At 48.1% G+C, this 21,495-nt stretch carries 19 protein-coding genes and 1 pseudogene; 10 read left to right on the plus strand and 10 right to left on the minus strand.

The window, feature by feature from the left end:
- Nucleotides 1-14: 14 nt before the first annotated feature.
- Nucleotides 15-1,358 (minus strand): anaerobic C4-dicarboxylate transporter, encoded by a 1,344-nt coding sequence (locus tag L6468_RS01935; RefSeq protein ID WP_218122933.1) that lies wholly within the window; start codon nt 1,356-1,358, stop codon nt 15-17.
- Between the two features lie 161 nt (nt 1,359-1,519).
- On the opposite strand from L6468_RS01935, the gene L6468_RS01940 reads away from it, so the two are divergent.
- A complete protein-coding gene (locus L6468_RS01940) occupies nt 1,520-2,680 on the plus strand; it encodes a dienelactone hydrolase family protein (RefSeq protein ID WP_237794652.1) in 1,161 nt (386 codons plus the stop codon).
- An 8-nt stretch (nt 2,681-2,688) separates the two neighbouring features.
- On the opposite strand, the gene L6468_RS01945 is transcribed toward L6468_RS01940, so the two are convergent.
- From L6468_RS01945 to L6468_RS01960, 4 genes are read right to left on the minus strand one after another with little or no spacing between them, the layout of a single operon-like run.
- The gene (locus tag L6468_RS01945; protein WP_091814670.1) at nt 2,689-3,012 is read right to left on the minus strand and encodes a DUF3467 domain-containing protein; all 324 of its coding nucleotides are present in this window, start codon (nt 3,010-3,012) and stop codon (nt 2,689-2,691) included.
- Between the two features lie 33 nt (nt 3,013-3,045).
- Nucleotides 3,046-3,615 carry an indolepyruvate oxidoreductase subunit beta gene (locus L6468_RS01950; protein ID WP_091814667.1) on the minus strand — a complete coding sequence of 190 codons (570 nt, stop codon included), beginning with the start codon at nt 3,613-3,615 and terminating at the stop codon, nt 3,046-3,048.
- Nucleotides 3,612-5,213 carry a thiamine pyrophosphate-dependent enzyme gene (locus tag L6468_RS01955; RefSeq protein WP_091850979.1) on the minus strand — a complete coding sequence of 534 codons (1,602 nt, stop codon included), beginning with the start codon at nt 5,211-5,213 and terminating at the stop codon, nt 3,612-3,614. Before L6468_RS01955 ends, L6468_RS01950 begins: the two co-directional genes overlap by 4 nt.
- 2 nt (nt 5,214-5,215) lie before the next feature.
- Entirely contained in the window at nt 5,216-5,980 is a 765-nt protein-coding gene (locus L6468_RS01960; RefSeq protein ID WP_237794654.1) for an amidohydrolase, read from the minus strand.
- Between the two features lie 133 nt (nt 5,981-6,113).
- Between L6468_RS01960 and L6468_RS01965 the strand changes: the two genes are divergently transcribed.
- The 8 genes from L6468_RS01965 (at nt 6,114) to L6468_RS02000 (ending at nt 15,890) form a co-directional block, all read left to right on the plus strand.
- Nucleotides 6,114-7,028 (plus strand): PorP/SprF family type IX secretion system membrane protein, encoded by a 915-nt coding sequence (locus L6468_RS01965; RefSeq protein WP_255380506.1) that lies wholly within the window; start codon nt 6,114-6,116, stop codon nt 7,026-7,028.
- Between the two features lie 27 nt (nt 7,029-7,055).
- Nucleotides 7,056-8,519: a T9SS ring complex lipoprotein PorK/GldK gene (gene porK / locus L6468_RS01970; protein WP_091814656.1), complete on the plus strand. Its 1,464-nt coding sequence runs from the start codon at nt 7,056-7,058 to the stop codon at nt 8,517-8,519.
- A 51-nt stretch (nt 8,520-8,570) separates the two neighbouring features.
- Nucleotides 8,571-9,404: a type IX secretion system motor protein PorL/GldL gene (porL, locus tag L6468_RS01975; RefSeq protein ID WP_237794656.1), complete on the plus strand. Its 834-nt coding sequence runs from the start codon at nt 8,571-8,573 to the stop codon at nt 9,402-9,404.
- 50 nt (nt 9,405-9,454) lie between these two features.
- Nucleotides 9,455-11,014, plus strand: coding sequence for a type IX secretion system motor protein PorM/GldM (gene porM, locus L6468_RS01980; RefSeq protein ID WP_237794658.1), 1,560 nt, complete (start codon nt 9,455-9,457; stop codon nt 11,012-11,014).
- 16 nt (nt 11,015-11,030) lie between these two features.
- Nucleotides 11,031-12,077, plus strand: coding sequence for a type IX secretion system ring subunit PorN/GldN (gene porN / locus L6468_RS01985; RefSeq protein ID WP_091850965.1), 1,047 nt, complete (start codon nt 11,031-11,033; stop codon nt 12,075-12,077).
- A gap of 11 nt (nt 12,078-12,088) precedes the next feature.
- Nucleotides 12,089-12,730 (plus strand): outer membrane beta-barrel protein, encoded by a 642-nt coding sequence (locus L6468_RS01990; protein ID WP_237794660.1) that lies wholly within the window; start codon nt 12,089-12,091, stop codon nt 12,728-12,730.
- Nucleotides 12,700-14,994, plus strand: coding sequence for a replication restart helicase PriA (gene priA / locus L6468_RS01995; RefSeq protein ID WP_431356639.1), 2,295 nt, complete (start codon nt 12,700-12,702; stop codon nt 14,992-14,994). Before L6468_RS01990 ends, priA begins: the two co-directional genes overlap by 31 nt.
- 128 nt (nt 14,995-15,122) lie before the next feature.
- Nucleotides 15,123-15,890, plus strand: coding sequence for a hypothetical protein (locus L6468_RS02000; RefSeq protein WP_091814641.1), 768 nt, complete (start codon nt 15,123-15,125; stop codon nt 15,888-15,890).
- 60 nt (nt 15,891-15,950) lie between these two features.
- Here the strand turns inward: L6468_RS02000 and L6468_RS02005 are convergent, their stop codons facing one another.
- Entirely contained in the window at nt 15,951-16,769 is an 819-nt protein-coding gene (locus L6468_RS02005) for a DUF4380 domain-containing protein (protein ID WP_237794662.1), read from the minus strand.
- Nucleotides 16,770-16,898: 129 nt separating this feature from the next.
- Between L6468_RS02005 and L6468_RS02010 the strand changes: the two genes are divergently transcribed.
- Complete coding sequence (locus L6468_RS02010) at nt 16,899-17,705, plus strand: alpha/beta hydrolase (protein WP_237794664.1); 807 nt, start codon at nt 16,899-16,901, stop codon at nt 17,703-17,705.
- Between the two features lie 57 nt (nt 17,706-17,762).
- On the opposite strand, the gene L6468_RS02015 is transcribed toward L6468_RS02010, so the two are convergent.
- The 4 genes and pseudogenes from L6468_RS02015 to L6468_RS02025 form a co-directional block, all read right to left on the minus strand.
- Nucleotides 17,763-18,848 (minus strand): glycoside hydrolase family 43 protein, encoded by a 1,086-nt coding sequence (locus L6468_RS02015; RefSeq protein ID WP_237796632.1) that lies wholly within the window; start codon nt 18,846-18,848, stop codon nt 17,763-17,765.
- A gap of 66 nt (nt 18,849-18,914) precedes the next feature.
- Nucleotides 18,915-19,877, minus strand: a pseudogene (locus L6468_RS14820) (glycoside hydrolase family 43 protein); the annotation flags it as partial.
- Between the two features lie 10 nt (nt 19,878-19,887).
- Nucleotides 19,888-20,877 (minus strand): glycoside hydrolase family 43 protein, encoded by a 990-nt coding sequence (locus tag L6468_RS02020; RefSeq protein WP_373277367.1) that lies wholly within the window; start codon nt 20,875-20,877, stop codon nt 19,888-19,890.
- A 10-nt stretch (nt 20,878-20,887) separates the two neighbouring features.
- Nucleotides 20,888-21,493: a nitroreductase family protein gene (locus tag L6468_RS02025; RefSeq protein WP_091814629.1), complete on the minus strand. Its 606-nt coding sequence runs from the start codon at nt 21,491-21,493 to the stop codon at nt 20,888-20,890.
- Between the last annotated feature and the right edge of the window lie 2 nt (nt 21,494-21,495).

A 21,495-nucleotide genomic window follows, 5' to 3' on the forward strand; every position in this document is an offset into this window, starting at 1 on the left:
GGTGTTATGTGTTGTTAAAAGAATATCATGGATAGAGCGTAAGCCACGATAGTTGATACGAACACACAGATAAGACCAGGCATCATAAATGAGTGGTTGAGCAGGTACTTACCGATAATTGTGGTACCACTTCGGTCGAAGTTTACCGTGGCAATATCTGATGGGTAATTGGGGATGAAAAAATAACCATAGACGCTTGGCAATACGCCCAACAGGATAGGGCCTTCGATGCCAAGAGAATAGGCAAGTGGCAACATGGATACCACCACAGCACCTTGTGAGTTGATCAGTACCGATACTAGGAAAAAGACGATGGCAATGGTCCATGGATGTGACTTTACGATATCTTCGAGCATGGCCTGAATCTCTGGCATGTAGTTGGAAAAATATGTGTCGGCCATCCAGGCAATACCGTAGATAGCCACCACAGCCACCATGCCACTTTGCCATACAGGTCCTGCAACGGCTTTCTTGGGTTGTGCTCTACAGAAGATAATCATCAGGGCAGCTGCCGAAATCATCACAATCTGAATGACGAGATTCATCTTCAGGGGCTTACCATCCCAAGATGGCAGGATGTTGATGCCGAATATCTGTAACACAGATAACATCACGATGACACCTAGAGCAAGCATGAATACATAGACGGCTCGCTTGGCTTCTGGAGCAATTCTTTTGTCGAGTGTTGTGGCACTGTTGCCATAAATGTAATTGTACTGCTCTGGGTCTTTTAGCTTTGCCTGGAATTGCGGATCCTTGTCCAAATCCAGACCGCGGTTGTAAGAGGCTGCTGCAGCTGCCATCAGTCCGCATAGACAGGCGGGAATGGAGATAAGCACAATCTGTATATTATTGACCTCAAAACCGTTTTCTGCAGATATGGCAGAGAATGCCACCACGGCTGCGGCAATGGGGGAACACGTAATACCCACCTGTGAGGCTATGGATGCAACACCACAGGGACGTTCTGGACGGATTCCTTTCTTCAGGGCGATATCGCAGATGATGGGCATCAAGGTATAGACTACGTGACCGGTACCCACAAAAACAGTGAGGAAGAAGGTACAGAGAGGTGCGAGGAACGTAATCCATTTGGGGTGGTTGCGCAGTAACTTCTCGGCTATTTGTATCATCCAGTCCATACCGCCTGACGCTTGTAGCATACCTGCACAGGTCACGGCTGCAATGATGATGTAGATAACATCGGTAGGAGGATTGCCTGGTTTCATACCAAAACCGAAAACGAGGATGGCTAAGCCAATACCGGAAATAGCACCCAACGCCAAACTGCCGTAGCGTGAGCCGACGTACAACGCAAGGAGTACGACCATTAGTTCTACAATCATCAAAATACTCATAGGATATAGTTTTAAGTTATAAGAATACGCAAAGATAGGAATTATTTCCAATATTTGGGAAGTATGAATGGCGCAAAAATCCGTCTTTAAGATTTTTTAAGTATAGGATTCTGATATTATTGTGTATCTTTGCAACCTGTAATATCATAAACGAAGAGCTTATGAAGAAGTATCTATTGCTTGTTTTTATCATAGTCGTTGACCTGTTGGTAGTGATGCCTTCGCTTGCGCAGAAACGTGGAAAGTATGAATTTAAGCGCAACTTGCCTGTTTATGCTGACTCGTTAATCAAGGACCTGACTTATCCCTTGGCTTGGGGAAATAGTGATATCAAGGATTTTGATGTGTGGCGAAAAGTGGCGCGCCAGAAGGTGTTCGACTGTATGTTGACGCCCCCGCCAGCTCCAGCAGACGGCTTTCAGATGAAAGTATTGGCTGAGGAACAGCGTGATGGTTATAAAGCTCGTAAGATAGAGATTCGGTTGTCGCGCTATTATACGGTACCTGCCTATCTGTTGATACCAGACGGTAAGGGGCCTTTTCCTGCAGTTAATGCCTTGCACGATCATGGGGCACATCTCTTTATCGGAAAGGAGAAGATGATCCGTCCGTTGGCTTGCGAGGACTCACTTGTCAGAGCTGATGCCCAACAGTGGGCTGATCAACTTTACGAGGGGCGGTTCGTTGGTGATGATTTGGCTCGTCATGGATATGTTGTTTTCTCTGCCGATGCTCCGATGTGGGGTGAGCGTGGACAACAAGAAGGACCTAAACGCGACCGTTATGATATGATTGCCGGCAACATGATGATGTATGGCATTGACTTATCAGCCTATATGACCTATGACGATATTGCCGGTACGGAGCTTCTTGCCTCGTTACCAGAGGTGGATGCTGAGCGTATCGGTTGTATGGGTTGTTCCATGGGGGGCTATCGTGCCTGGATGTTGTCGGCCTTGAGTGATCGTATCAAGGCTGGTGCGGCCGTTTGTTGGATGGTGACTACCGATGAACAGATGTCGTTCAACTATAGTCGCACGGAGAATGGCGGTTTTGCCAACTGTTTCCCGGGCTTGCGTCGTTGGCTCGACTATCCTCATGTGGCCAGTATGGCTTGTCCTAAGGCGATGCTGTTTATCAATGGTTCGCAGGATAAACTCTTCCCTGTGCCTGGTGTCGAGAAAGCCTTCAAGGTGATGCACGATACCTGGAAGAGTCAGGGGGTCAACGAAAAACTGGAGACGGAACTTTGGGATATTCCCCACAGTTGTCCTGTGAGGGCCCAAGAACGCGTACTCCAGTTCTTCCAGAAAAATCTGTGATGTGTTTCTTATGCCTCGCCCTTACCTGATCCGAAGGGGGCGATAGTGCGTGGACCTTGCTCTTCTTCTGGCATTTTTATCTTTCCGAATTGATGCTCGTAGCGCATGAGATTCTCCTGGAGTGCACCCAACAGACGTTTGGCGTGTTCGGGAGCCAGGATGACACGACTACGTACCTGGGCCTTTGGCAGGCCTGGGAGCATGCGTGCGAAATCGACGATAAATTCTGATGATGAATGGGTGATGATGGCAAAGTTGGCATACTCACCTTGCGCCTTGTCGGGCGTCAGTTCTAATTGCAGTCCTTGCTGCTTCTGTTCGTTTTCGTTCATTGTATGTTTTTTATCTTTTTGCAATTTTATCTTTTATTGTGCCTCACGTCCTAGTGCCAGAGCCTTGATGTTGGCCTCTACAATGGCTTCACCCTTGCGACCGAAAACTCGACGGATGGCATCTTCCAGTTTTTCATATTCAATACCGAGGGCCTTTTGGGCAGCCCCCAGCAAAATTACATTAGCAGAGCGGGGAACCCCGTTGTCCTTGGCCATCTGCTCGATATTGATGCTGATGACATGAGGCAGTTTCTTGAGGTCGGCCTCAATGACAGCCATGTCAGGATAATTGGGGATATTCACGAAAGGAGTGGCTGAGGTGATAATCCAACCGTCTTTCTTCAGGTAGGGCAAGTAGCGCAGAGCCTCCATGGGCTCCATGGAGATGATTACGTCGGCTCCACCCTTGGGTATCAAGTCGCTATGGATGGGATCGCTGGAAATGCGCAGGTTTGACTGCACATCACCGCCGCGCTGACTCATACCGTGTACCTCGGCCTGCTTGATATAGAGGTTCTCGTTCATGGCTGCTTCGCCAATGATGGTGGCGATAGAGAGGATACCCTGTCCTCCTACACCGCACAATATAATGTCTGTCTTCATTTTGCTGCTTTCTTTTGTTTCAAATGACGTTGTAGGGTCTGCATACATTCACGACGTGGAATGATGACAGATGTGCCCTTGTAGTTGATCTCATCGCGAATCATCTGTGTGATTTCCGGCATGTTCTTGGGCAGAGGGACAACAACCTTCAGGTGTTCTTCGCTCAAACCGAGTCCGCGGCAGATGGCTTCAAACTTATTCGTACCTGCAGAATCCTGACCGCCAGTCATACCTGTGGTAAGGTTGTCGGAGATAATCACGGTGATATTTGCATTCTCGTTGATGGCATCCAATAGACCGGTCATACCTGAATGGGTGAAGGTGGAGTCCCCAATAACGGCAACAGCTGGCCACTGGCCTGCATCGGCAGCACCCTTGGCCATAGTGATAGAAGCGCCCATATCAACACAAGAGTGGATGGCGCGGAATGGGGGCAGGAAACCAAGGGTGTAGCAACCGATATCACCGAAAACACGGGGATTCTCGTATTCCTTCAGAACTTCGTTCAATGCAGCGTAGACATCACGGTGACCACAGCCCTGACAGAGTGCAGGTGGACGTGGAGCAACATCTGCGCAGGGGTCGAAGCATTCGCCAATCTCCATGCCCAGTGCTTTCTTTACAATATCGGGGGTCAGTTCGCCTGTACGGGGCAGGGTCCCGTCGAGCTTGCCTTTGATGTTCATACTCTCGCTGACACCGCGTACCATATCCTCGATGAATGGCTGCCCCTCCTCAACGATGAGCACTTGCTTGCATTCGCTGAGCATGCGGCGTACCAGTTTCTTGGGGAGCGGATACTGTGAAATCTTCAGGATGGGGTAGGGACTTCCACTGGGGAAACACTCGTTTACGTAGTTGAAGCCGATACCACTGGCAATGATACCCAGCGACTTGTCCTGACCTTCTATATATATATTATAAGGTGAATTGGCGGCATCTTCCTCCAAGGAAGCCTGTTGAGCCGTCACGATATCATTGCGCTTACGGGCATTGGCAGGCAGCAGCACCCAGTTCTTGGCCTCGGCGTTGTAGTTAAGCTCGTTCTGTTGGCGCGGAACGTCAACACACTCAACGACGGCGCGACTATGTGCCATACGGGTGGTGACGCGCATCAATACTGGCAAGCACTGCTTCTCTGAGTAATCGAAGGCTGCAGCCATCATGTCGTAGGCCTCCTGCTGATTGCTGGGTTCGAAAATGGGCACCATTGCAAACTTGCCGTAGAAACGAGAGTCCTGTTCATCCTGAGAGGAGTGCATCGAGGGGTCGTCAGCCACGAGGACTACCACACCACCGTTCACGCCAGTCATGCCGCTGTTGACAAACGGGTCGGCACAGACGTTCATGCCTACGTGCTTCATACATACCAGTGCACGCTTGCCCATGAACGACATACCCAATGCGGCCTCCATGGCTGTCTTTTCGTTGGTTGACCAACGGCTGTGTACGCCGCGTTCCTTAGCAAGGGCGTTGCCCTGGATGAACTCCGTAATTTCTGTCGACGGGGTGCCAGGATAAGCATACACACCTGATAGTCCGGCATGTAGCGCTCCCAGCGCAATGGCTTCGTCGCCAAGTAATAGTTGTTTCTTCATATTTACTGGTTTTTTAATATAAAATCATCTGCATCCTGTAAAACAGGGAATTTCTCTCTGAAGCGCAGTAGTCGCGCTATGTTGAGTTCGCCAATAGCAATTCCTTCTTCGTGATCGTTGCAATGGGCTATCGTCTTTCCGTAGGCATCTATGATGGCAGAGGCTCCAGAATAGGTACAGGCAGGGTCCTCTCCTATGCGATTGACGCCAATGACGAAGCATTGGTTCTCTAATGCACGGGCCTTGAGCAGCGTCTGCCATACGTCAATGCGTGGTGTTGGCCAGTTGGCCACATAGATGACTGCGTCATAATCCAAACAGTTGCGACTGAATACGGGGAAACGCAAATCGTAGCATACCTGCAGGAGAAATCTGATTCTGCGCCACTCTACGATAACACGCTCCTGTCCGGCTACATAGGCATCCGTCTCACCTGCATAGCTGAAGAGGTGATGCTTGTCGTAATAGTCGTAGGTGCCGTCGGGACGTACAAAGAAAAGACGGTTGCGTAAACTCCCGTCCTCATCTTTTGTGGCGATGCTTGCAGCAAAGGCGGCATCCTTTTCTTTTGCCTGCTGTTGTAGCCACGTCAGACCGTGGGAGATGTCTGTGGTTTCATTACCTTTAGCCATGAATCCCGTGGTGAAAGTCTCTGCCAATACGTATAAGTCAGCCTCCGACTGTCGGTCGAGAAGTTGGCTAAGGTGGCGGAGATTTTCCGTCGGCTGTGCCCATACAATATCGTGCTGTACGATGGCTACTTTCATGCTTAGGTTACTATTTGAGTTTGCAAATTTACAATGTTTTTGCGGGATTGCCAAAGTTTTTGTGATTAAAAATTATAATAAATAAGGTAAAAACTGCGTTATTGATAACGTGTTAAGGCGAAATCTGTTGATATTGGCCCTACTACTGATGGCCTTGCAGGGGGTGCAGGCACAGTATGATCCGTCGTTCAGTCACTACTGGGCGATGGAGACGGCGTATAATCCTGCCGCTGCTGGTAAACAGAATAAAGTGAACGTGGTGGTGGATTATAATATGTCGCTGGTGGGTTTTGAGCATAATCCAAAGACGATGTTTCTTTCTGCGGATCTGCCCTTTCAGTTCCTAGGTACTTATCATGGCGTAGGCGCGCAGATCGTGAACGATGATATCGGTGTGTTCTCGCATAAGAAATTCTCGGTGATGTATGCACCGAAAATAAAACTTCTCGGTGGTGTGTTGAGTCTGGGTATACAACCGGCGATGCTCAGCGAGACTTTGAAAGGCTCTGAACTGGATTTCATTGACTCTGGTGATGAAGCACTGCCCACGTCAAATGTTGACGGAACGGCCTTTGATCTTAATGCAGGAGTCTATTATCAGCAGAAGTCGTGGTATGCAGGTGCATCGGTTCAACATCTGCTTGCACCCGAGGTAGAAATAGGCGAAACCAATCAATTGGACATTGCTATGTCATATTATTTTATGGCTGGATGCAATATTCGCCTTAGAAATCCGTTCTTATCAATACAGCCATCTGTTATGGGACGTTCAGACGGGGTGGGATATCGCACTGATTTTACAACACGTCTGACCTACGTTCATGAGCAGAAAGTGATGTATGCAGGACTGGGCTATAGTCCGGGAACATCGATTACGGCTTATGTTGGCGGCAAGTTCCACGGTGTGATGTTGGGCTATAGTTATGAATACTACACAACGGCCCTGAGCATCGGCAATGGCGGGCACGAATTGTTTGTGGGCTATCAGACAGATATCAATTTCTCGAAGAAAGGCCGGAACCGTCATCAGAGTGTGAGACTATTATAAATAATGAATAAAGAAAAAAGTCGAAATATGAAACAAAATGTTTTTTGCCTTCTAGTCGTAGCACTTGTTCTCGCAAGTTGTTTCGGTGGAAAGGAGACAACATCTGCAGGAGGTGAACTGACAGGATCCAACGGACATGCTTTTACAGAACCCGCTCCTTATGGAATGGTGCTTGTGAAGCGTGGTCATCTGCGTATGGGACTGGAAACCGCTGATTCGCTATGGGGAAAACAAACACCTGTAAAGGATATCTCAGTAGAGGGCTTCTGGATGGATGATACGGAGATTACAAATTCTGAGTATCGTCAGTTTGTGAATTATGTACGCGACTCAATCATTCGCGAGCGTCTGGCTGATCCTAACTATGGTGGTGACGAAAGTTATAAGATTGAGGAGGAGGAAGACAAGGATGGAAATCTTGTGAAGCCACACCTGAACTGGAAGAAAGCTCTGCCCCGTAAACCTAATGAGGATGAACGTCGTGCCATAGAGAGCGTATATGTGACGAACCCTGTAACGGGCGAGAAAATGTTGGATGCCAGTCAGATGAACTATCGCTATGAGGTTTACGACTATGTTGAGGCAGCCAAACGTCATAACCGTCTGAATCCTCAGGAACGCAACCTGAATACGGATGTGGTTGTGAATCCTCAGGAAGAAGTGTGGATTTCCAAGGATACTGCTTATATTGATGAGGAGGGTAAGATTATTCGTCAGACCATCAATCGCCAGTTGAGTGGTCCATGGGACTTCCTTAATACTTATATTATTAATATCTATCCTGACACTACCTGTTGGGTGAACGACTTCCCCAATGCTGATAACGAGGTGTATATGCGCAATTATTTCTCAAGTGCGGCCTATAATGACTATCCCGTGGTGGGCGTTACTTGGGAACAGGCTAATGCTTTCTGTGCATGGCGCACGGAGTTCCTGCTGAAGGGACTTGGCCCTGCTGCCCGTCAAGTTCAGCGCTATCGTCTGCCAACGGAGGCAGAATGGGAATATGCCGCTCGTGGCAAGGAACAGAATGAGTTCCCTTGGGCTAACGAGGATGTGGCAAGTGGCAAGGGTTGTTTCTATGCTAACTTCAAACCTGAGAATGGTAACTACACCAAGGATGGTAACCTGATTACGTCGAAGGTGGGAATTTATAGTGCAAATAGCAACGGCCTTTTTGATATGGCGGGTAATGTGGCTGAGTGGACTTCTACCATTTACACAGAGGCTGGTGTGGATGCTATGAATGATATCAACCCGCAACTGAAGTATAATGCGGCCCTTGAGGATCCTTATCGTTTGAAGAAGAAGAGTGTACGTGGTGGTTCATGGAAAGATCCCGAGAACTATATCCGTTCTGCATGGCGTAGCAGTGAATATCAGAACCAGCCTCGCTCGTACATCGGCTTCCGTTGCGTACGTTCGTTGGCAAATACGACAAGTGAGAAAGTGAAGCCCGCTAAGGCGTCTGCAAAGAAATCAAGAAAGTAAAATAAGTCGTTATATCGTAATAACGGAATAACGCCATAACGAAATATCACAATGACAAAGTATAGTAAATTCAATATCATCTACCGCTTACAGAAGTGGTTGGATAGTGTACCAGGGCAGACATTCATGAACTATGCCTATAGTTGGGGTGCATCAATCGTTATTCTGGGTACACTTTTCAAATTGACCCACCTGCCAGGAGCAAACTTGATGCTGTTTATCGGTATGGGTACTGAGGTGTTTGTGTTCTTTATCGCAGCCTTTGACCGTCCATTTGACAAGACTGCAGATGGTATGGACCTGCCTACGCATGTTGATGGAGAGAATGTTGAGATGGCCTCTGGTGTTTCTGGTGTATCAGGTATCTCTGGCGTAGGTGGCGGTACCGTGATTATCGGTGGCGGAAATGTTGGTGGTGGTACCATTGCCGCAGACGGAACTGCTGGAGAGAATGTGGCAACCGGTGGTGTAGCGACTGCTGGTGGCGTCGTTGGCGGTGGTATCATCGGCGGCGGTGTCATTGGTGGCGTTGTTGAGCAGCCAGAGTTGCCCGAGATTGATGCAGAGGAAATGGAAGAGGCTACGGCTGGTTATGTGGAGCAGTTGAAGAAACTCACAGAAACCCTGCAGAAGGTGTCTGAGCAGAGTGAGCGTCTGACACGCGACAGTGAGGAGATGGAGAATCTCAACCGTACCCTCACAGGCATCTGTAAGGTTTACGAGATGCAGTTGAAGGGTGCTTCTCAGCAGATTGGCACTATCGATCAGATTAACGAGCAGAGCAAACGTATGGCAGAACAGATTGCGGAACTTAACCAGATCTATACCCGCATGATTGAGGCTATGACGGTGAATATGCCGAAGGTAGTGAAAAGTGAAGAGTGAAAAGTGAAGAATTTGCTACTGCCAGATGGCGGCAGAAACAATAAGAAACTATGGCAATAAAGAAAAGACCTGTATCTCCGCGCCAGAAGATGATTAACTTGATGTACGTCGTCTTGATGGCAATGCTTGCGCTGAATGTCTCGAATGAGGTGCTCAACGGTTTCTCTATCGTGGAGGAGAGTTTGAAGCGTACCACTGAGAATGCAGCAAAGGAGAACCTGGCTATATACGAGGATTTTGACCAGCAGATGAAAGCCAACCCTCAGAAGGTGAAGGAATGGTATGAGAAGGCACAGCTTGTAAAACTGTCGAGCGACTCTCTCTATAATTTGGCTGCTGATTTGAAATTGGCTATTGCGCAGGAGGCAGATGGTGCTGATGGTAATCCTGCTAAAATCGTAAACAAGGAGGACCTTGAGGCCGCGAACCAGGTGATGCTGGCTCCAGGACGCGGACGTGGCGATGAGTTGAAGAAAGCGATTGAGCGTTATCGTGAAGGTATCCTCAAAATGGTGGATGATAAGGACCAGCAGCGCCGTATTGCCAGTGACCTGACTACGGAAGTTCCGTCCACAGGATTGGGTAAGAACTGGCAGGAGTATATGTTTGAGTCCATGCCAGCGGCAGCTGCTGTTACTCTGCTGTCTAAACTGCAGAGCGATGTGCGCAATGCAGAGAAGGAAGTGTTACATAAACTGGTTCAGAACATTGACGTGAAAGATATCCGTGTGAATGCGCTGAATGCGTTTGTGATTCCTAACTCCCAGACCATCGTTCGTGGTGATAGGTTCTCTGCTCGCATCGTCATGGCTGCCGTGGATACCACGCAGGTACCGGAGATATTCATCGGTAACCAGAAAGTAGACTTGAAAGACGGACTTTATGAGACCGTTTGCGGACGTACTGGCGATTTTACCCTGTCGGGTTATATCCAGACAACAAATGGTAATGGTGATGCCATCCGTCGGGACTTCTCCCAGAAATATACTGTGGTCGATCCCAGTGCAACGGTTTCGGCAGACCTGATGAATATGTTGTATGCCGGCTATTCTAATCCCATCAGCATCTCTGTACCAGGTGTGCCTCTGAATAAGATTTCTGCAACGATGACCAACGGTACTCTGACACCTACAGGGCCTGGTAAGTATATCGCCCGTCCGTCAAAGATAGGCGAGAATGCTACGATAACGGTTATATCGACAAATACTGGACATCCTCAGCAAATGGGACAGTTCTCGTTCCGTGTTCGTCGTCTGCCGGATCCAACACCTTATATAGATATGAAGGATGAGAAGGGTAATCCTTTGCGTTTCAGAGGCGGTGGATTAGCAAAGGGTAGCTTGTTAGGCGTAGAAGGTATTGGTGCTGCTATCGATGACGGTATCTTGGATATAGGTTTCCGTGTACTCTCGTTTGAGACAGTATTCTCAGGCAATATGGGTGAGTCTGTCTTGATGGCAGGTGATGGTGACAGATTCTCAGCTCGTCAGAAAGATACGTTCCGTAAGTTGGCACGTAATCGCCGTTTCTACATCACGAATGTCGTGGCGATTGGCCCTGACGGTATCCAGCGTACGCTGAAGACCCCGATAGAAATCATTGTGAAATAATTGAAAACAGATAATTATGAAGAGACTATTGTTCTTTTTGATGATAATGCTGGCTGCAGGTACCGTGACTGCCCAGCCAAAAAAGAGTCGCACTCAGCAGAATGCTAATGCTACCCAACAAAAGCAGCAGAATAATACGCAGGGTATGACCCGCCGTATGCAGATTCAGTATCCCACGGCGTTTGATATGCCAGAGGATGTAGTATGGCGTCGTGACATCTATCGGGAGATTAATCTTGAGGATGAGATGAATTCGGGTCTCTACTATCCTGTGGAGCCTGTCGGGAAGCAGATGAATCTCTTCACCTATATTTTCAAGTTGGCGCTGAACGGATATATCCCTGTCTATGAGTACAACCTGGATGGCAATGAGGTATTGGAGGCTTCAGCCAAGGTTGACATCAAGACTATCCTGGACAACTATCATATTTTCTATGAGGAGAAGAATGGTAAGCTCCAGGTGGAAAACAGTGATATCCCCTCTTCAGAAGTAAAGGCTTACTATTTGAAGGAGAGTGCCTATTACGACCAGGCTAATTCTTCTTTCCACATCAAACCCCTTGCTCTTTGTCCTGTCATGATGCGTGAGGATGACTTTGGTGGTGACGCTATGAAGTTGCCTTTGTTCTGGGTGAAGTATTCAGAAGTGGAGCCATATTTGAGTCGTCAGTCAGTGATGATTAGTGACAAGAATAATGCGGCCACGATGAACTTGGACGATTACTTTACTTTGAACCGTTACAAGGGAAAGATCTATAAGACGACAAATATGTTGGGTAAGACGCTGGCCCAGATTGCCGGTGAGGACTCTACTAAGTATTCGGCTGAGCAGAAGCGCATTGAGGCCGAATTGGAGGCTTTCCGCAATAATATCTTTGGCGACAAGGCCAAGCGCGATTCTTTGGATAGTATAGCAGTCAACGACCCTAAGGCGCTGAAGGAAAAGGCTAAGCAACAAAAGCGTGAGCGTACGAGAACGACGAAGAGCAAGAGTACGTCATCCGCTTCATCGAGTAGTAGCTCTTCTGCTCCCCGCGTCTCTGTGCGGCGACAGCGTCATTAAGGTCTGTCTATATGATAAAGAGGTTATTCCAGATAGCACTCCCGATAGTTATGGCATGGCTGATGGTCATGCCTTTGTCGGCTCAAGGCGTAGCGTTTGGCGTGAAGGGTGGTCTTGAGGTGGTCAGTATGGAGTTTAATGATGATGTGTTTGACAAATCCAATCGTGCCGGTTTCTTTGTTGGGCCTACCTTTGTGATATCTACTGCCTTGCCTGGACTGGCAATTGATATCTCTGGTCTTTATAATGAGCGTACGCTGAAGGTTGAGGGGGAGTCCGTTCAACAGAAGTCTATACTGATTCCTGCCCATGTCCGTTATGGTGCCAGTATTATGGATTTTGGTGGTGTGTTCCTTACGTCAGGTCCTCAATTGTCATTTAATGTAGGTCCTTCAAAGTTCTATTGGGAGGATGTGAATAAGAATGCAAAGCAGTTCCTCTTGCAAGACACCAAACTGGCAATAGACTTTGGCGTTGGTCTTTCAATAGGGCAGCATCTGGAGGCTATTGTCTATTATAGTATCCCGATAGGTAAGACTGGAGATTTTACATGGAACAAGGTCAGTAAGGCTGCCAATGAGGCTTCCTCTGCTTTGAATAATACGAATACGACCGCCAACTCATGGATGTTGTCGGCCACCTATATATTCTGATGAATCAGTATGCGGATGTCATATTGCCTGTGCCGCTCGATGGCTATTTTACTTATGCCGTCCCGCAGGAGGCACAAGGACGCGTAGCCACGGGGATACGCGTTATCGTGCCTTTTGGACGTAGTAAGAACTATGTGGGCGTCATAGCTCGTCTGCATGATGATAAACCGCAGGGCTATGAGGTGAAGCCCATTTCTGTTGTCATTGACACTCTTCCTATTCTCCTGACCGGTCAGCTGGATTTCTGGCAGTGGATATCCTCTTATTATATGTCACCTATAGGTGAGGTCTATAAGGCTGCTCTCCCTGCAGGCTTGAAGGCAGAAGAAGGTTATAAACCACGTACGGAGACTTTTATCCGACTCACCGCTAACTATCAGAATGAACCTACGTTGCATGCCGCACTGAATATGTTGGCACGTGCTGCTAAGCAACGTGATGCTTTTATTGCCTATCTTTCCTTGTCGCATTGGGATAGTATCGAGGGTAATGTGTGTCGTGAGCCGGTGGTGGAGATTACCCGTGAGGAACTGATGAATGCTTCAGAGTCCACGCTTCCTACGATAAACCAGTTGGTGAAGCGTGGTATGCTGGAGACCTATGAGGTTGAGGTGGGACGATTGAATCAGGGAGGAACTCCTCATCCAGAACATATTAAGCCTTTGAGTCATGCCCAACAGGATGCCTATAATCAGATTCTGTTGTCGTTTATGAAAAAGCAGGTCACTTTGTTGCATGGCGTCACCTCCAGTGGTAAGACAGAGATTTACATCCATCTTATACAGCGTGAGCTGGATCAACATCGTCAGGTGCTTTTCCTTATGCCTGAGATTGCCCTCACAGTGCAGATGATGCAGCGCCTGCAGCGTGTGTTCGGTAATCGCTTGGGTATCTATCATTCTAAGTACAGTGATGCCGAACGTGTGGAGATATGGCAGAAGCAACTTTCGCAGAATCCTTATGATGTAATCCTGGGTGCCCGCAGTTCCGTATTCCTTCCTTTCCAACGATTGGGTCTTGTCATTGTAGATGAAGAACATGAGACCTCTTATAAACAGCAGGATCCTATGCCTCGTTATCATGCACGCAGTGCGGCGATTATGTTGGGAGCAAAAACTCTGCTTGGTACGGCTACACCATCAATGGAGTCATATTTTAACTCACAGACGGGAAAATATGGTTATGTGTCGTTGACGGAACGCTATCAGGGTATTCAGTTGCCGGAAATCCAGGTGGTGGATACGCGTGATTTGCAGCGAAGGAAAATGATGCGTGGACCATTCTCACCAGTCTTGCTGAGCAGTGTGCGACAAGCTTTGGAACGTGGTGAACAGGTCATCCTTTTTCAAAACCGTCGTGGCTGGGCTCCGATGATTGAATGTAAACAGTGCGGCTGGGTGCCTCGCTGCCAGCATTGTGATGTTAGTCTGACGCTCCACCGTAACATGAACCAACTCTCATGCCACTACTGTGGTTTTACCTATCAGGTGCCTACGGAGTGCCCCGCCTGTGGCGGTAAGGACTTACAGGGACGGGGTTATGGTACGGAGAAGATAGAGGATCAGATTCGTGACATCTTCCCTGAGGCGCGTGTGGCCCGTATGGACCTTGACACTACTCGTACCCGTAATGCCTACGAACGTCTGATTACAGACTTCTCCGCAGGTCGTACCAATTTGCTTATTGGCACCCAGATGATTAGTAAAGGACTGGATTTTGATAAGGTCAGTGTTGTTGGTATATTGGATGCCGACAGAATGCTCAATCAGCCCGATTTCCGTGCCTTTGAACATGCTTTTATGATGATGGCTCAGGTCAGTGGACGTGCGGGTCGTAAGGGGCGGCAGGGACTTGTTATCCTGCAGACAAAGAATCCCGAATTGCCTGTCATCCAACAGGTCGTACGTAATGATTTCGAGCAGTTCTCGCGCGAGCTGTTGGAAGAACGACAACTGTTTCATTATCCCCCGTATTATCGTCTTATCTATGTTTATCTGAAGCATAGTAAGGATGATGTGGTGAATACTGCCGGCATTGAATTAGGTTCCCGCTTGCGCCAATGGTTTGGTGACCGTGTACTTGGTCCTGATAAGCCTGCCGTGGCTCGTGTGAAAACCTTGAGTATTCGTAAATTGGTGATAAAACTCGAAAACGGTATTGATATGCCACGTGTGCGTCAATACCTTCTGTTGGCACAACAACAGATGTTGCAGGATAAACGCTATGGTTCCCTTCAGATTTACTATGATGTAGACCCGTTATAGTATGTTTTCCTTTTTTTTTGATTGTTTTTTCTGTAAATGAGACTTCGTTTCACTATTTTTTTGTAACTTTGCAGTCGATAACAAATAATAGTTCATAAAACCATTAATCATTTAATTTTTTCCCTTTTATGAAAAAGATTCTGATGACGTTTGCAGCCGTCCTCTGCTGCGTAATGACAGCAACAGTGTTTACCGCATGTGGTGATGATGACACCAGTTATCCTGCTACCTATCGTTACGAAGTGAGATTGGAACAAGGTAGTGTCGCCTATACCCAGGAACTTCAGGAAGTTCTGGCAGCCTTTAACCATGCTGTTGGTGCTGATGCCTATTACCAGACGATGCTCAAAAGCCCTAAGGATGAAGAGATGAAGGCAGAGTGTGAAGTCGTAAGAAAGAGATACGAGAACATCCAAAGTGCCTATATGAAGTTCTATCTTATTCGTATCACGGCAACTGCAGAGCCTGGAAAAGAAGCAAAGGGTGATGTGATTGCTACTTACGAATTGGGACAGGCTCTTACAACACCTTATGTCACTTATTCCTTTGCTTCTTCTGAGGATGAAGCCTATGCAGCTTTGGAAGCCAAAAAAGAGGAACTTGGTGATTCGCTCTATAAATTGAATCGTAGAACACTCCTCAAGATTGTAGGCAGACACACAAGCTATAGTACATCCCAGTCTTTGTATGAGCAGACTTTCAGTGATGTATTTGGAAAGTATTTTAAAGAGTCTCAAAATGATGAGGAGCAAATTATACTGCATTGCGAAGGAATTGCAGAAACCTGTTCTACAGAACCGCTGGCTGTTGATGTCACTGTTTCAGTCTCAAAGATAGGTCTTCTTGATAAAAAGGAGACGAAAATCTGGGAAAAAACTTTTAAGGCCAATATGTAATAGGTGTAAAGATAAAAAGAAATCAGGAGGGAAGCCTCCTGATTTCTTTTTGTGATATCTCTAATTTCCTTGTGTGATATACCAACGTACAGACCAGTGGAGCTGTTCACTAGGCTGAAGCAGTGTATAGGCACCCTGACTCTCCAACTCGATATAGGTCTTTCCGCGGTTTACGTAGACCTGGATTTCAGCCTCACCGGGAGCTGCCTCGCCAGGTTTCAGGTCTTGGAATTTCTTGGTCAGTGTCAGCCCGTTAGCGGTGTATGACAGCCAACCAGTGCCATTGGCATTTACTTTTCTGTTCTGAGGTGCCTCATCAGTTTTGTACCATGCTACACCGTTTTTCTGCTCAAAGGTCATGAGACCTGCAGGCCAGATACTGTCAATGGGGGCTTCAAAGCTAATCTGTCCGTCGCCATTGGATACGCGTGTAATCTCCCAAGGGGCTACACGACGGGGCTCCGTGCCTTCGTTCTTAATGGAATATGTGATAACTATGGCGCCGTCTTTTTTATCCACCTGAAAGTCTTTGCCCACGCTGAGGCCCAGGCGCTGAGACACAGGACTGGTGATAAAGAGATGATTCTCTTCTTCTGTGTTGACGGAATAGGTCTGTTTATCGAATTCGGGTACTGGTGGCCAGTTCCATTCCTTTTGTGGTGAAGTCCAGAATGTACTGCCGAAGGATTCGGGAAAACGCGACTGTGAGATAACTTCCTGGTCCTTATACTTCAGAGAAAGAATCTTGCCGCCTTTTGTGATGTTGACAGTCATTGTGACATCACCATTTTTAAGGGTGAATACTTTGTCGTTGTTCTCCTGAGCCGATGCCGTGAAGACTGTGCATACGCATAAAATAGTTAATAGAATTTGTTTCATCTTTTATGGTCTTTTTTAGTTATACGCCGCAAAGGTATGAAATAATTGATAATTTACAATTGATAATTGAAAAATATTTTTTATTTTTGCAGTCGCGAACCATTAACTATTAAATAATTAACGCATATTATGATGAAAAAAGCATTCTTACTTTTGACGTTGACACTCCTGACGGTATCAACAACACATGGCAAAACAGCCCGCCAGTTTACACTCAACCTAACGGACGATGGGAAGGCACAGATGGTATGTTTCCTGCCAGAGGAATCTAATGGAAAAGCTATCGTAGGTATTCCCGGTGGTGGTTACTCCATGTTGTCGAATACACACGAGGGCACCCTGGCTCATGAATGGCTCAATAATCAGGGTATTGCCTATTTCGTGGTGAATTATCGATTGCCTAATGGCGATCGTACCATCCCCGTAGGCGATGTGGAAAAAGGCTTCCGCATTGTGAGAGACTCTGCACAGGTTTGGGGTATCAATCCGGAGAAAGTGGGCATCATGGGATTCTCTGCCGGCGGCCATTTGTCATCGGTCATCTCGACACACTCCCCCAAGGAGGTACGTCCTAACTTCACCATCCTGTTTTATCCCGTTATCTCGATGGACGAGAATGTGAGTCATAAGTGGTCGTGTAAGAATTTCTTAGGAGAAGAGGGACAAAAAGACTCTGCTCTGGTGCGCGATTTCTCAACACAGAATGCTGTGAAGAAGGGTGAGACACCTCCCGCCATTATCATCATGTCGACCGACGACAACCTGGTGCCACCGGTGACCAATGGACTTGAGTACTATAAGGCCATGAAGGAAGCTGGCAATGAGTGCGCCATGATGATCTATCCCAACGGTGGCCATGGCTACGGTTTCGGCAACTGGTTCAAATATCACGACGAGATGCTAGCCACTCTTGGTAAATGGCTGGATGCACGATAAATTAGAAAATCCCGAAAGGCAATCTGCTTTTCGGGATTTCTTTTTTATCGTAAATGCTTAGAGTTTCCACTCATTCTGCCAGCGGACAACGGGCTTGCCGTTCTCAAACTCAATGGGCAGCCAGATGTAACGGGCATCAATGGGATGGCGAGGACGCCAGATGTCGGCCATGAAGATATGACGGCCATTATCGAGCGTGAGCACATAGGTACTCTGTCCTTCGAAAGTCTTATCGGCCTTCGGACCGCGACAGGGGTTTGGATGCTGTGTCCATGGGCCCCAGATGCTGGGAGCCGAGAACATGCGAGCCTCGTTAGGTGCCCATCCGGTACAGCCTGAGGTAATCATCCAGTAGGTGCCATTGTGCTTAAAGATGGCAGGTGCCTCGTTCTGTCCGCCAGGAGCTACGCGGGTATAGCGGCCGGTGTGGTGCAGATAGTCGTCGGTCAACTCGGCTATATGGAGTGTGAGGTTCTCCTCCGATGAGAAGATATGGTATGCCTTACCATCATCGTCGATATAAAGAGTCATGTCGCGTGACATCTGGCCAGTGGCGAAGTCGCGCTTCAGGATGAGCCCCTGATTAACGGCCTTGCGCCAGATGGGCGTCCACCATTCCTTGAAGTTGTCTTCGTTCAGAGTGTCGGCAGTAGTGATATCCTGTGCTTTGAACTCCACAGGCCAGGTACCGGCATCGGCACGCTGTGAATACAGGAACTTATAGGGCCCTTCGGGGCGGTCGGCCACGGCCACACCATAGCGGGCCGCATCATAGCCACGACCCTTCAGCTCGAGGTGAAACCACATGCAGAACTTCTTCGTCACAGAGTTATAGATGACCTTGGGACGCTCCAGGATACAACCGCGCTCAATATCGTGGCCACGTTCATCGCTCACGCTGAGAGCCACACCGCAGTTGTGCCAGTTCACCAGGTCCTTCGAAGCATAGCACATCACACCTACCAGTGCATCGCTGGTACGTTCGCTCTTATGCTCGCCAAACCAATAGTAGGTGTCGCCATACTTCATCACACCACCGCCATGGGCGTTGATGTGGCGTCCCGTATCGTCGCGCCACAGCTCACCAGGACGGATCGTCTTTTGTTGCTTGCGTACCTGTTGGTTGTTCCAATACTGTTCCAGACGCTTGGCCTCGGCCTTGGTGATATGAATGACAGAGCCGTGCTTGGGCGACACGAAGTTGGTCATCTTCATCTTTCCATCGCCAAAGTGGCCCAACGGCGTGAATGTCTTGAAGTCGGAGGTCTCTACAAATCCAAAGTTGTTAGGGCGGATGGAATAGATATCATACATCACAACCCATTTGTTCTCACCGATTCGTTTCCATACGTTAGGTGCCTCACAACCCGTGCGCTCTGTATCAATCTGCTCAGCATGGTAGTCGTCGAAATGATTAATCTTGTCGGATATCATATATTTGATGCCACCAGGATTCTCCTGTGATACGTAGGTCATGAAGTAGCGACCGTCGGGCATTGGACAGATATCGGCATCGAGCACCTGAATCGTTGTGTCGGGGTATTCAAAGAGCAACTGAGGCTCGGTCTCGAGGGTCGTAAAGTCCTCGTTAGCATAACTGTAATAGAGTTTTGTGCGACCGCCAGCCTTCTGACGGATGGTGAAATAGACCATCGGTTTACCCACGGCAGCGTCCCAAATAGTCTGCGGTGCCCAGGCACAGGCTATCTCGCCGAATCTCTCAGGGAATAGTTTGTCTATACGAGCTACATGGTGAGTCCAATGTATCAAATCATCGCTGGCCATCAGTACCAGTCCACGATTGTTGCCCCAGCCGTATGCCTCGGGACGCTCCCATTGTGTGGTGCGGATACCTTTCTGTTTGCCAAAGATATGCAAGTCGGTCATGGCGATATAGAATTTACCGTTTGGTGCGCGATAGATATGTGGATCGCGGATGCCATGTTGCTGGGCAATCGAGTCGCCAGAGATAATTGGTTCGGCATTATTTACTGCGGTAAACGTATAGCCATCGTAGCTGATAGCCATGAACAGACCATGGGTGGGGTCACTAAAGTAGGTGAAGAGATAGGCGCCCATATCCTTTTCTGTAAGCACCTTCTTTGGCTTAGCAGCCGATGTATGTCCTGCAAGGAATAATGATGCAAATACTAAAAAGAGAATTCGTTTCATATTCTATGTCTTATGGTTTTATTATGAGTTTGTCACCGCTTAGATCTACATTGAAGAGATGGGGAATGCGCACGGTGCGACCGCGGTCGTCCTTGGAATGGTGGTGTACTGACATCATCCACTGACCGTCGAAGCGCTGGAAGAGCATGGAATGCCCAAAGCCTGGAGGCGTGATGGGATTGGGCTCCTGAATCCAAGGACCGTCGAGGGTACCGCTTTCGCTGTAGGCTACTCCCTGTGTATAGACATCATAGACCCATGAGGTCCAAACCATGCCGAGTCGGCCTGTGGCGGTACGGAAGAGATAAGGTCCATCGGTCACTTTGTTCCATGTTATTTCGCCTTTGTCGTTCTTCTCCCTGCTCCAGGGGGAATCGCTGGCACGGAAGAGCACCTTCGGCTCGCCTATGGTACCACTGAGGTCGGACTTCAGTTCTATCTTTTCCATCGTGCCGTTCCAGTTCTGCAGCCACTCACCACAGAATATCATATAGGGCTTGCCGTCGCTATCCTTCCAGTAGGTGCCGTCGAGCGTAGGACGATTGGCTGGCAGATAGGTAGCATCACCAAAGGTACGATAGGGTCCCATGGGATTATCTGCACGGAGTACCTGCGAGGCACGTCGTTCAATGACATTACCGCGCACCGTATCAATTTTTACTTCTTGGTTTGTAAATGTAGCAAAATAGTAATACCAGCCATCGCCCGTCTGATGCAACTCGGCTGCCCATATCATTGGGCGCGGTCCCATCCATGAGTTGGCCTCAAATTCCGTCACACGGAATGGTCCTTCCCATAGCTTCAGATCGCTGGAGCGCCACATCATGCCACCCGTACCCGTCATATAGTACATCTTTGTTTTCTGGTCGGCCAAGATAGCCGGGTCGCTCAGACGTATCGAATCCAGTGGGATATTTTTTCGAATGCGAATGTTGCGCTGTGCAGATACCGCCAGAAGACAAATGGTTGCAAACAGGCTGATAAAGAGAGTTCTTCTCATAATAGCTTATTTAATAGAATTTTACGACATCGTCCAACTGCTTATGACGGGGCAGTACGGGTTGATTCTTGCGATAACCAAGGGCGATGACGGCCATGATAGCCTCGTTTTCCGGGATGTTAAAAAGAGAGCGGAGCTTGTTGGCATCGCGCATACCCATGATGAGCGTGTCGAAACCCATGGCGCGAGCCTGCATGATGAGATAACAGTTAGAGAGACCGTTGTCGTAGGCGCCCCAGCCGTCGCCTACCTCATTGGCAGGATTGCCCTGGAAAAAACCACTCTTGCCACGTTCGAAGGTGGATACGATGAGTACGGGTGCTCCCTGCACATTACGTTTGTTGCCACCGATGAGCTCCTGCACAGCAGCGAGTTTTTCGGGTGTCATCGCCACGTAGTATTTAGAAGGCTGCTGATTGGCCCACGAAGGAGCCTCTTGTACGGCCTCCATCAGCGTGCGCACCTCCTGTTCGGAGATTTTCTTTGTGGCATCATAACTACGAATGCTGCGACGGGTGGTTAATACTTCATCAAATGAAGGTGATTTCTTCTCTTGTGCAACGAGTGGTTGCATCAGCAATGCAGCAAAGGCTGTCAATAATATTTCTTTTCTCATAT

This window comes from Prevotella communis, from assembly GCF_022024115.1.
GTDB lineage: Bacteria > Bacteroidota > Bacteroidia > Bacteroidales > Bacteroidaceae > Prevotella > Prevotella communis.